Origin of the sequence: Sulfuricurvum sp. IAE1 (assembly GCF_004347735.1) — a bacterium.
Lineage (GTDB): Bacteria > Campylobacterota > Campylobacteria > Campylobacterales > Sulfurimonadaceae > Sulfuricurvum.
On record NZ_SLTI01000060.1, the window covers coordinates 17,239 to 29,137 of the forward strand.

Here is an 11,899-nt window from a genome sequence, read left to right on the forward strand (position 1 = left end):
GCGGTTTCGCCGGGGTTTTAGGGTGCGTATGCGAAAAACGGGGACCATTTCGGCATTAATGCAAAATTATAATACAATAACATCACAAATAATGCTGTTGCATGCGGACGATGTCGATATTCAAGAAGCGGACAATCTGTAAAGTCTTATAACAAAGCATGGTGCGTAAGGCGCAAGCCTTCTTAAAAGTAATGAAATTTTATGAATAAAGTGTAGTGTATGGCCAATTCTTTCCGCGTCCCCTATGTCGATCTCCCCTCGCAATACCGTCGATACGGGACCGAACTTCTCGAAACGCTCCAGACGATCGCCTCATCGGGGCAATTTATCCTCCGGGAGGAAGTTTCCCGGTTCGAATCCGAAGCGGCACGATACCTCGGCGTACGGTATGCTGTCGGGGTTAACAGTGGTACGGATGCGCTGTGGCTGAGCCTGAGGGCGATGGGAATCGCCGAGGGAGATGAAGTGATCACCGTTTCCCATACGTTTGTCGCTACGATCGCCGCAATTGTTCATGTCGGTGCGAAACCCGTACTGGTCGATATCGCGGAGGACGGCAATATCGATCCCGAAAAAATAGAAGGGGCGATCACCCCCCGTACGAAAGCGATTGTCGTCGTCCATATGAATGGGAAGGTATGCGACATGGAGACGATCGAACCCATAGCGCTGCGGCACGGGTTGTTGATCCTTGAAGACGCGGCACAGGCTTTCGGGGCACGTTACAAGGAACGATTTGCCGGCAGTTTCGGGGTGTGCGGGGCGTTTAGTTTCCACCCGATGAAAGTGCTCGGCTGCATGGGAGACGGAGGGCTGGTGACGACCGATGACGAGGCGGTCTACCGGCAGCTATTGTTGCTACGTAACCATGGGCAGTTGAGCAAATCCGAATTGGTTCTTTTCGGATACAACAGCCGGCTGGATAACCTTCAGGCCGCCGTACTCATCAAAAAACTTCCTTATCTCGAAGAGGAACTTCTGGAGCGTGAGCGGGTGGCACGATACTATCAGAACGGCCTTGGCGGCATACCGCATGTTCGGTTGCCGGCATTTCATGAGAACGGCCGTCGGGACGTTTTCTCAAGTTACGTGATCCGGGCCGAGAACCGTGACGGACTCTTCGATTATCTGATGGAGAACGGGGTTGAAGTCGCTATTCACTGGAAGATTCCCAACCACCGCCAGGCGCAGCTGGGGCTCGATGGTTTCGGTCTGGAGACGACCGAACGCTATTCGGCCGAAATCCTTTCGCTTCCGATCCATCCTTATCTCGATGAATCGCAGACCCGTTACGTGGTCGACAAAGTTATCGAATTTTATGCGTAACCTTCCCCATTCCGTTCTTCTCATCGGTTCTGAAGGTTTTTTGGGAAAGACGCTGAAAAAGCTGCTTGAATTTCACGGGTACGATGTCATCGGGATCGATATCAAAGCCAGCGACGACGCGGGAACGTATCGCCGGTTTATTCATAAAAACATACACGATCTTACCCCGGAAGACCTCTCTTTTGTCGCGTCCTTGGGCTCATATGGCCTGATCAATGCCGGAGGTGTGTCCCGCAGCGGTATCGCGGCACAAAATGCGTCACAGTCATCGCACGACACGATCACTTCGTATCTTAAGCTGCTGGAAATGCTCGACGAAACCCCTCCCGAATGGATGGCACTGACCAGCACGCGCGAAGTGGATTTGCTCCTTAACGGCAAGGAGGGGCTTAGCGGAAAACGGCTTATCTACCCCGCATTGAAGCTGGGAACCGAACTGATTGCGGAATCGTTTCAGAGTCATTGGCGAATTCCGGTCGCCATTTTTCGGCTATCCGATCTGTTCGGACCCGGGGATCATCCCTCCAAGGCGATGCAAACGTTTTTGCGCAAAGCGAAGTCCAACGAAGATATTTATGTGGACGCACCCGAGCTGAAACTTCATTTGACCGAAGTCAACGAGGTAGCGGAACGTATTTATGCGGAGGTGTGTCGTATGACCCTTGCACCGGTGCCGCAAACGGAACTGATCCATGTTTGGGACGGCGATTACGCACTTTCCCTTTTGGAACTGGCGTATCTTGCCTGTGAACTTAATCCGCAAAGTCGAAGCGTAGTGGTAACGCCCTATCCGATGAGTCTGGAATATGGCGTACTTGAGAAGCTCACGTTGCCCCACCGCCGTGTTTTAGAGAAGATCAACGCAGCTTTGGGTTAACAACGGTAACGGTGGCGGAGCCCTTCAATACCGCTTACCGTAATTGATGCACGTGCGGCGGAAGCTTCCCATGATACCAGGTACCGTTCCCACTGTTCCGGTTCGACGAGCGGAAATTCAAAAAAGTTTTCATTCGGATAATTGCCCTGGATGGCGGCAAGATTAATATCGACTCCTAGGCTGTCCGCAATCGTGATCGCAAGAGTGACTTCGTCGATATTGGAGCGCATGACCGTATAGTTCCACAAAACAAGATCGTTTCGGCCGACCTGTTTTTGCCGGTCGGCGAGCACCGTGATGGTGCCGAAGATTTTGGCGTGGTCGAGATGGTAGCGGATCGTATTGACCGTTTCGGGAACGGCGCCGTCCATCGAGACGATGAAGCGGGTATCGCCGCGAAGGTTCAGAATGGCATCGATTTTTTGGGCGTCCAGCAGCGAACCGTTGGTAATGATAATTTTCCGCATCGCCTCATCCCCGGCTTCTCCGATTACTTGGACATCGTGCGTAAAGTTTTTATCGAGGAACACTTCGCCGCCCTGCCAGCGGATTGCACTGAGATATTGCCCGGCTTTTTCGATTTCGTCTTTGATTTTCGGTGAATGTTTCAGTTTGCTCGCGTGAGGCTGTCCGCACATGATGCAGCCCGCATTGCACGCAAGGATGCTTTGGCAGTCCAGAACCGCGGGGAGCGCTTCGGCATAAAGGCGTTGCGAACGGTAGTCCTCAATCCCTTGCCGCAAGTTGGACGAAGCCTTTCCGGAAGGATCGAGACGGCGGGGATCGATATCGGGAAAGATCAGCTCGCGGGGCGGGATGGGCTGGGCAGCGTGAGTGTAAACCCCTCGCAGATAGGGACATTCCCTCTCGCATCCTCCCTTTTCGTAATCGCCTTCGAGAAAAGATTGGCGGATGTTACGGATGGTTTCATTGTTCCATAGCTCCGGCAGCGAGAACTGCTCCAAAGAGCCCAGCCGAATACGGTTCTGGGGGCAGACGGTGGCATCTCCGGCGGCGTTGATCCATAAGTAAAACCAGGGGTGGATGCAGGGTTTGCCCGGTGTTTGGAGCGATTCGAGAAACGAGTGTTCGCAGGAAGTTTCGTGCATGGGAGTCACCGACAGAGGTAAGGGGGGATGAGTAATCCATCCACCACGTTGTTTCGGAATGCGCGAAGGGCGTCGTACTCAGTATTGACGATCGGTTCTTCGTGGGCATTGAAAGAAGTATTGATCAATGCGGGACATCCCGTTTTAGCGTACCAGCGCATCAGCAGCGCGTGGACGAACGGGTTGCTGTCTTTCGTGACGAACTGGGGGCGCACGGTTCCGTCGATGTGGACCACTGCTTCGGCTTTTTCCCTGAGCAACGGTTTGGCATCGTACGTCATTGTCATAAAAAACCCTTTTTCGACACTGCGATCGTTTTTAAAAACGACACACTCTCCGGCGAGTTCAAGCGGTATCATCGGTGCGAGGGGCATAAAGGTGTCGCGGCCCAGCTGCGCATTGATCTTTGCGATAATGCGCCGTTGCATCGGCGAAGCGAGAATACTCCGGTTGCCCAGCGCGCGGGGGCCGAATTCGGCCCGTCCCTGTATCAGTCCCAGTGTGTTCCCGCTTTCGAGCATCTCTACGGCCGCATCGATCAGGTTGTCGGGAGACTCGGCAACGATACCGTTTCGACGAAGTGTTTCAACAGCGCCGGAAGGATCGATTTTGTATCCGAGATAGACCGACTCCAGTTTTCCGGGTCGGGTCTTACCGTTTTTCCAGAGCCATGCGTAGCAGCCTCCGGCACAGATGCCCGCATCTCCCATATTCGGATAGACGAAAAGGTCGATCGCTTCGTCAATTTCGTACAGTGCCTGATTAAGGCTGATGTTTGAAAATACCCCTCCGGCGACGGCGATATTGCGGATATCGGTTTGATGCAGATAATAGTGTACGAGCTCGGTGACCATGCGTTCAAAATGTTTTTGGGTCGCCGCGGCCAGATCTTCTGGGGTAAATCCGGAGGCTTCGGCGAGGAGTGTATCGGAATAATTGGAAAAGAAAGGGCGGTAATAAGCCCCCAGATTAGCGACTATTCTGTCTTCTTGGACCTGCACCATTTTTTCGACGAACGCCGTAGCCTTGTCCGCATTCCCGTATGCCGCAAGGCCCGTAACTTTACCTTCGTGTCGGTTCGGGGTGAAACCGCACAGTTTCGTCATCCTGCCGTAAAAATAGCCCAAGCTGTTCCAGCTGGGTGAGGTATACAGTTCTTGAAATCCCGCGGGAGTTGCGATTCCGATTGTCAGGGAACGGTAGTCTCCCCGTCCGTCTGCGGTGATGACGAGGGCTTTTTCCATCCCCGAAGGGACATAGGCCGAAGCGACATGCGACATATGGTGATGAATCCGCTCGATCGGAACTTCCCGGCCGAAAAACATGCGGACGCGCTCCATGAATTCACCGTATTTTTCGGTATCCACTTCCGTTTCGGTCGTAATCCTCGAACGGATGATTTCCCCCGCTTCGCTTTTTGGATCGACGTCGATCAGGGTTTGCATGAATGCGGCTTTTTGACTGTCGGTTTCACATCCGTTCGAAAAACCGTAAACGATCAGGTCAATGTCTTCTGGGGTGATGCGCGCGTCCTCCAGGCACCACTTCAGCGCGTTTTCGGGAAAATTGGTGTCCAGCTTGATTCGGCTGAAACGCTCTTCGTTCGCGGCGCAGAGCAAGCGTTCGTCATGGAAAAGGGCAACGCCGCTTTCACCTCCGCAACTGATTCCAAGAATATGCATTCAAGCGTCCTTTTCAAATGATTCGAGTATTTCGGTCAACCCCTCAAGGCGTTTGGAAGCAGTGCCGCAGCGTTCTGCCGGGGCGTGTTTCCGCGTGTAGGGGTCGAACGGCGGTTTGGCTCTGACAAGTTCGTACAGAGTGATGAGCCGCTCGCCCAGCAGGTACGCACTGCCGTTTCCGAAGTCGCGCGTAAACCGTTTTAGCGCTTCGGAGGCGGGAAATTCGTTCTGCCCGACCGGAAGGGTGTACTGATCGACTCCCGTTGCGGGAAAGACAAAGTTTTCAAAATCGGCACGGTTTTGGGGCGTGATATGGAAGTCGACCCGAAAGTTCTCATCTTTCTCGTTGAAATTGTAGTCCCATCCTTCGTAGTCAACAAACCGTGAAACTCCTTCGATGGCGAACTGGTCGGGATGGAACGCTTTCCATACGGGAGCGAAAAAATCATCCAGCAAGTCGCCGATCCATTGGCCGATACCGTGGCCGGCAAATCGCGCTTCGAGCGTTTGGCGAACCGTTCGGGGATCGAGGTGTCCGGTGAGTTTTCGCAAATGGCCCACGAGCCATCGGCTCCAACTCCCGGAGCGGTAGACCCTCATCCATATTTGTGCTTCCTTTTCATTCAGAAGCGGACAAAGGTTGCGCATGAAAGCATTGCCGTTTTCAAGATGATGCCAGATGCCGAATACGAGGACCGTATCGGCTTTCGCGTCGATAGGTATTTCACGGGTGATATCGCATTCCACTGAAACGACATTGGAGATTCCCGACTCGGCGCAGTACGCATGCATCCACGCTATCTGCGCAGCGCTTTGGTCGAGATGGTATACCTGCCGTGCCCCCATTTTCGCCACGGTGAGTGCCTGAAAACCGGTACCGATGTCGATGACTGTTTTATCCTTGAAAAAATCGTTTTCCAACCCTCTGAACCGGAGTTCGTTCAGAATACGGCGTTCGTATTTTTGGAGTGCGCTTTCAATGTCGCGGTAGACGATGTATCGGTGTACGTGCTCGGCGAAAAACTCTTTGTTATCCACGTTTTTTGATCTCCTCGGAAGTTTCAGAGAGTCTATGGTACCAGGTGTGCTGAGCGAGTGCCTTATTCCGTCCGTTCTCCCCGATTCGGCGTAACGTTTCCGGATGGCGCAACAGTTCGCTTAAAAGCCCACGATCTTGGCCGACGTCGAGAGCGATGTATTCTTCTCCTTCGGCGGCCATCGTTCCAAGTCCTCCGAATTCCCGATCCTGTACCGATTTCCGTACAACGACGGGAACCCCCGAGAGCATGGCGTCAAATACTCTGAAATGAGGGCCGACGCCTTCGTGAATCACCGTTTTGGAACGGTTGAAAGCCTCGTTGAGTTCCGTTGGGGTTCCCAGTTCCCCGCCGTATAAACGTGCATAGTCATCCCAGAGTTTCCAGTTCTCTCCGCCGAAAATAGCCATCGGCTCAACCGATTCGTTCCTCAGCAGCCAGTCGAGAAAATATTTTCGCCGGGCGGTACGGATGATTCGGCACCCGATATCATAGCGAAGCGTTGCGTCGTCGTGCAATGTTTCCCCCCTTCCGCGGGATTCGAGCCAAAGTTCCACCTCTTGGAGATAACGGTCGTTGTTGACGATCGTATCTTGCTCTCCCCAGCGCGTTTCGAATGTTTCGACGACGTCGCGGAATGTCGCAGCCGCGCTGTTTCGGAAGCAAATCGGCCTCTCCAGCAGCTTCTGATCCCATGGTTTTGGGATGTGGCCGACAAAAACGCTTTCAAACGTTTTGGGGATAGAAACGGGAAAGTAGTTGTCCGGGTCGGACGCTGGAGGGAGCCATAATGATTTACACCCTTTCTCCGGGAGATAATCGGCCATCCATTCGCTGCTGAAAAAGCAGACGAGCTCACTTCCGCGAATCGCTTCGAGTTTTCTGCCCGAAAGGTCGACCAGCCAGCTGACGTGCGTTATCTTTTCGGGGAAACCGTCGATTTCCGCTTTGCAGCGGTTCATCTCGAAAAAAACGTTCGGAGAATATTCGGCAATGAAATCGTTCAGCCGTTTTCCTTCCAGAAAGCCGCATCTTCCCCTGACCGTGAATCCGTGTCGTTCGAACGCTTTTTGGAGGGACCCGAAGAGCCCCCGGTAAAACGGGGTGTCCGAAGGCATGAAAAGGGCAAGTCGCATCAGTCACCCCTTTTTGCGTATGCGGCAATGTCGCCGAGAATTTTTTCGGCCCGGTGAGCCCAGGTATGTGCCTTCACAATTTTTTCCCGGATGCGGGCATGCATGTCGCCGATCCGGCGGGCATCGAGATGTTTGATGGAGGTGAGTTCTTCGCTGTCGAGAGAATAGGTAAGGATTTCGCTCCCCTCCTCGAAATCGAGAAAGTCCCATTCGTCTTCGATTCCGTACCCGCTCGTATCGGGTTTGAGCACGGGGAGTCCTGCGGCCATAGCATCAAAGACTCTGAAGTGAGGCATGTTCCCATCGTGTAGCAAAAAAGCGCTCTGGTTGAACGCGCGGTTGATCTCTTCGGGGGTTTCCAACATGCCCCGGTAATGGGGGCGGAAACGTTCACGGAGGGCCCAGCTGTCATTGCCGTAGAGGTGAAGGTCAAGATGCGAGTTTAGGACTTTCTCAACGACTCCCTGCCGACGGCCTTCGCGGAAAGAGCGGGCATAAACGTCATAATGAAGCACGGTGTCGCTGAGAGTGTCTAGAAAATCAACCCCCAGGCGGTGCAGGAGATATTTTCCGGTGGCAATCGTTCCGTCGTTGAAATCCTGTGGATTGAGTGTGAATTCGTGAACCAGTTTCTTCAGTTGTTCGAAACGAAACACGGCTCCGCCGGAGCCTGTTACCCTGCGTTCGAGTTCCGTTTCGAGCCAGGGCTTGGGCATGTGTCCCAGGAAAATCGTTGCTTTGCCGCTGTTGTTCGGGTGCAGGGGACGGTACAGGTCCGGATCGGTACCCGGATGGAGAACATCCATGTGCTTTCCTGTAAACATCGGATGGTCTTTGAGCCATACATGGCTGAAAAGATAGAGAAAATCACTGCCGCACAACTCGGCGGGTGTGCGTTCCCAATAATCGACGAGCCAGCATATATGAAGAAGATCGGAAGGGAAGTTCTCGATATCCGTTTTCACCCGGTTCATTTCCAATACGAAATCGGGGCGGAATTCGTCGATAACACGGAGAAGATCCTCTCCATCCAGGAATCCGCATCCCCCCCTGACTGTACAGCCGGCTTGCTCAAACCCTTTTTTCATCTGGAGATACAGCCCGTGATAGAAATGGCTTTCAAACGGAAGATAAAGCAATACTTTCATATTCATCGCTCCTCCCGCCCAAAAGCGTCTACGACTATTTTTTGTACCGGGGTGTGATTTTGGAGGTTCTTGTCACTGCGCAACGCATCGATCCATTTGTGGTAAATATTCATCTCTTCGTGATCGGCATCGGGAAGCAGGGCCCGGGATGCCAGGTAGAGATCGGTGAGCCAGAGCAATGCGAAATTGGTATAGGGCTGCCGCTCCTTTTCGGGTAAAGCCAGAATCGACAAACCGATTCGGCACATATCGGCCAATGCCCGCGGACGGACCGAGTACACAAAAGCGCACAACGTACGGAGATGGTAAAAACGGTTTTTGAGATCCGCGCCGTTTGCTGGGTGGCATTTCGCAAAATCGGCAAGGTATTCGCGTATTATGCGGTAAGCCTCCTGATGAGCGGTTGAGAAGGCGTACGAGACGAACACGGAGAATTTGCGGGGATCTTCAAAATCGTGTGCCGGCTGTACAAGAGCCGTCGGCGCCGCAAAAAAACGGCGGGCCCTTTCAAGAAAATCGGGTGCCGTTTCGGCGATTTCCGGTTCTGTGAGCGCAATCCTCGGCGCGTTTAGACCGAATCCCCCCATCAGTGCGCAGAATTCGCCGAGGAATCGGAGACGAATCGAAGCGGTGGTATGTTTGCAGTCGCGGAATACGCCCCGTATTTCAAGATCGGGGGTATGGCTGAGGTACAGATACGGAAACGCGGTTTCGAAAAACGCCGCATTGCACCGCTGAAGTTGGTTGATCAGGCGGTTCATGTCGAGCAGGGCAATCCCCTCTTCGTGCAGCAACGGAAGGGTTCTGAGTTTTCGTAAAATCGCGTCCATAGCCGCAGAACCCACTTCGGGCCGGTCGCTGTCGCGCGTCAATTCACCGTTGACAAGGATGATTTTGAGGGCTTGATTGTGCTTGCGGAGCGTTTCGACGAGCCGTTGCAGCGTTCGCGCGAAGCGTTCGGCAGCATCGGACGGGGAGAGGGGCGGTGTGGGAAGCGGGTCGAATCCCACCGCTTCGAGTTCGTCGGTAAACGATTCGAAGCAGGCGAACAGCGGTTCGCTCCGGTGGCGATAGAGGCCCGAGGGAGGAAAGATTTCGATCGCGCATACATCGTATGTTTCAATACCATCGAGAGCTCGAAATTGATCCGCAAGAGGCGGCATGCACGTGACGGCTTCAAGGGCATCGATGCTGCCGACCGGGGAGGCAGATTCCAGGTATGCGTCGTAGTTGAGCAAATAGCGGTGGTCGAATGAAACGAGGTCTGGTTCGTGGGTGTTCAGGTATTTTGCCATATGTCCGATGACGCAGCGTCCAAGACCCAAAATGCGTATCGGAGAAGAAAATGTATTCATGAGTCCAGCATTGTTTTGATGGTATCGAGATTGACCGCTTTGGCGTTCAGTGCCCGGGCGGTTTCGATGCATTGACCCAGATAAGAAACGTACTCAGGATCCCTGAGATCACGGTATGCAAAAATATTTTCCTCCGCATACGTTCCGACGATGGGCTGAAACGCAATTTCGACGTCGAGTTCGGCGGCAAGTTCTATCGCTTCTTGGATATGGTAAAAATTACTTTTCATGACGACGAAATTCCAGCTGAGCAGCGGGACCTTTTTCTCTTGTTGTATGCGTCCGAGATAACGGATCGTTTCGATCACCCGGCCGAAAAATTTCGATTGTCGGATGTATCGGTACGTCTCTTCGTGCACGGTGTCGAGCGAGACGGTGAAAAAGACCGGATTGTTTCCCTCCGTAAGGCGCTCAAGAAGTTCAGGGGCGAGTTTTGAAGCGTTGGTGATGACATTAAGTTTCTGATACTCCGACAGACTCTCTTTGAGTTCGATGAGGTAGTCCGTAAAATCGGTGTAGATAAAGACTTCTCCCCCCTGAAAGCGGACCGAATGGAAATGGGGAGCGTATTCGAACAGTTTGCGCAGGGAAGGCGGGGATACGCGGTAGGTGCTGTCGTGCTTTTGATGACACATGATACATGCCATATTGCACGATTCGTTGGGCTGGATATCGAGAGTGATCGGGGTATTGCGCGCCACCGTCTCGCGATTGGCGACGCTCTCTTCGTAACGGGCCAGGTTATTCCGGAATGATGTACTCCGCTTTGCGGCTTCGCGCCATTCCGGCGGAGTGCGATCAATTCCGCCGTGCTGAGTGATGTGGCGGATGTAGCTGCAGTCGGGTGAACAGCCTGCTGTTTTGTAGTCGTTTGCCAGAATACGGCTGCGCATTTGTTGCAGGGCAATACTGTTCCACACTTCGTCCGGTGCGTCGGTCGTGATGTTGCCCAAAGAGGTGCTGTTCATACAGCAAGCCTGTATCCTTCCCGTAGCACGGACAAAGAGATTGGACCATGGCTGGTTGCAAAAAGGGAGTGTCTCGGCCGAAAAGATGTTTTCGCCCGTCGGGGCTGTTTCTGATTTCAAACGACATCCTTTCGTTTTGAAGAAGTTTTCAAATCGTTTAATACTTTTGTTGCACGGTGGGCCCAGGTGTGGGTCGCGAGAATTCGTGCTCGTCGCTGCATTCTAAGATCGCGTTGCACAAGGTTGTGCATCTGTTCTGCACATGAAAGATTTTTCGCATCGAGCCGATAAGTCAAGTATTCTTGCTCCTCTTCAAAATCCAGTCCGGCCCAATCGTCGCTGCCGATATCCGGCCTTAAAATTAAAAGACCTGCGGCCATGCCGTCAAAAACCCTGAAATGAGGCATGTCCCCGTCGTGTAACAGAATAGTGTTTTGGTTGAAAGCATCGTTCATTTCATGCGGAGATGAGAGCATCCCGCGGTAGCGGGTCTGGTACCGTTCCCTGAGGAGCCAGTTTTCATTGCCGTAAAAATGGATGGCAAAACCCGATTCCAGTACTCTGTCGATTGCACTTAACCGTCGTCCTTCGCGAAAAAGGCGTGTCGTAACGTCGTAATACAGTGCCGGATCGTCAATTGATTCGACGTCGATATTCAGAGTTTTCCACAGCTCCGTCCCGTCATGGAGGACACCGGGATTTGAAATGTATTCATGTATCCACGGCCTGATCTCTTTGAACCGTACCGTCCCGCCGTTTAAGGTGGGGACGATGCGGTCGAGTTCCGTTTCCAGCCAGGGTTTGGTCATGTGACCTAAAAAAATAACCGATGGATCTACTGCTGTTTTTGATACAGGGCAATAAAGATCAGGATCGGTGCCCGGATGGAGAACGTCGAGGTGGTTTCCCCGAAATTTTTGATGAAGTTTGAGCCACGTTCGCGAAAACAGATAAAGAAAATCGGCATCGTCAAGTGTTTCGAAGCGACGTCCCCAGTAATCGACCAGCCAGCATACATGCCTGAGCCCTTTGGGGAACCCTTTGATTTCCGATCGGGAACGGTTCATCTCGAAAACAAAATCGGGCCGGAAAGAATCTATTTTTCGGAGGAAGTCGTCCCCGTCAAGATATCCGCATCCCCCCTCGACGATGCATCCGGCTTGTTCAAACCCTTTTTTGATCTGAGGGTAAAGGCCGTTGTAAAAAGGGCTTTCGAAGGGGAGGTACAAAAGAACTCTTGTGGGCATCGTCAAAACTCTTC

At 52.8% G+C, this 11,899-nt stretch carries 10 protein-coding genes; 2 read left to right on the forward strand and 8 right to left on the reverse strand.

Annotated features, from left to right (window positions below; all coding sequences use genetic code 11):
- Nucleotides 1–219: 219 nt before the first annotated feature.
- Both E0765_RS08685 and E0765_RS08690 read left to right on the forward strand, forming a co-directional pair.
- On the forward strand, nucleotides 220–1,326 hold the full coding sequence (locus E0765_RS08685) for a DegT/DnrJ/EryC1/StrS aminotransferase family protein (protein ID WP_132812832.1): 1,107 nt from the start codon (nucleotides 220–222) through the stop codon (nucleotides 1,324–1,326).
- Nucleotides 1,319–2,203: an NAD(P)-dependent oxidoreductase gene (locus E0765_RS08690; protein ID WP_165921729.1), complete on the forward strand. Its 885-nt coding sequence runs from the start codon at nucleotides 1,319–1,321 to the stop codon at nucleotides 2,201–2,203. Before E0765_RS08685 ends, E0765_RS08690 begins: the two co-directional genes overlap by 8 nt.
- Here the strand turns inward: E0765_RS08690 and E0765_RS08695 are convergent.
- The 8 genes from E0765_RS08695 to E0765_RS08730 are packed head-to-tail and all read right to left on the reverse strand — an operon-like array spanning nucleotide 2,200 to nucleotide 11,885.
- Nucleotides 2,200–3,312, reverse strand: a complete 1,113-nt coding sequence (locus tag E0765_RS08695; protein WP_132812834.1) for a radical SAM protein — start codon at nucleotides 3,310–3,312, stop codon at nucleotides 2,200–2,202. The two genes, E0765_RS08690 and E0765_RS08695, sit on opposite strands and share 4 nt — an antisense overlap.
- Nucleotides 3,313–3,317: 5 nt before the next feature.
- Nucleotides 3,318–4,994 carry a carbamoyltransferase C-terminal domain-containing protein gene (locus tag E0765_RS08700; RefSeq protein WP_132812835.1) on the reverse strand — a complete coding sequence of 559 codons (1,677 nt, stop codon included), beginning with the start codon at nucleotides 4,992–4,994 and terminating at the stop codon, nucleotides 3,318–3,320.
- A complete protein-coding gene (locus E0765_RS08705; RefSeq protein WP_165921730.1) occupies nucleotides 4,995–6,032 on the reverse strand; it encodes a class I SAM-dependent methyltransferase in 1,038 nt (345 codons plus the stop codon).
- Entirely contained in the window at nucleotides 6,025–7,167 is a 1,143-nt protein-coding gene (locus E0765_RS08710) for a glycosyltransferase (protein ID WP_132812837.1), read from the reverse strand. Before E0765_RS08710 ends, E0765_RS08705 begins: the two co-directional genes overlap by 8 nt.
- Complete coding sequence (locus E0765_RS08715; RefSeq protein ID WP_165921731.1) at nucleotides 7,167–8,315, reverse strand: glycosyltransferase; 1,149 nt, start codon at nucleotides 8,313–8,315, stop codon at nucleotides 7,167–7,169. The genes E0765_RS08710 and E0765_RS08715 overlap by 1 nt, the downstream gene beginning before the upstream one ends.
- A 2-nt stretch (nucleotides 8,316–8,317) precedes the next feature.
- A complete protein-coding gene (locus tag E0765_RS08720) occupies nucleotides 8,318–9,670 on the reverse strand; it encodes a hypothetical protein (protein ID WP_132812839.1) in 1,353 nt (450 codons plus the stop codon).
- Nucleotides 9,667–10,758, reverse strand: coding sequence for a radical SAM protein (locus tag E0765_RS08725; RefSeq protein ID WP_132812840.1), 1,092 nt, complete (start codon nucleotides 10,756–10,758; stop codon nucleotides 9,667–9,669). The genes E0765_RS08720 and E0765_RS08725 overlap by 4 nt, the downstream gene beginning before the upstream one ends.
- Nucleotides 10,755–11,885: a glycosyltransferase gene (locus E0765_RS08730; protein ID WP_132812841.1), complete on the reverse strand. Its 1,131-nt coding sequence runs from the start codon at nucleotides 11,883–11,885 to the stop codon at nucleotides 10,755–10,757. Before E0765_RS08730 ends, E0765_RS08725 begins: the two co-directional genes overlap by 4 nt.
- Nucleotides 11,886–11,899 lie beyond the last annotated feature (14 nt).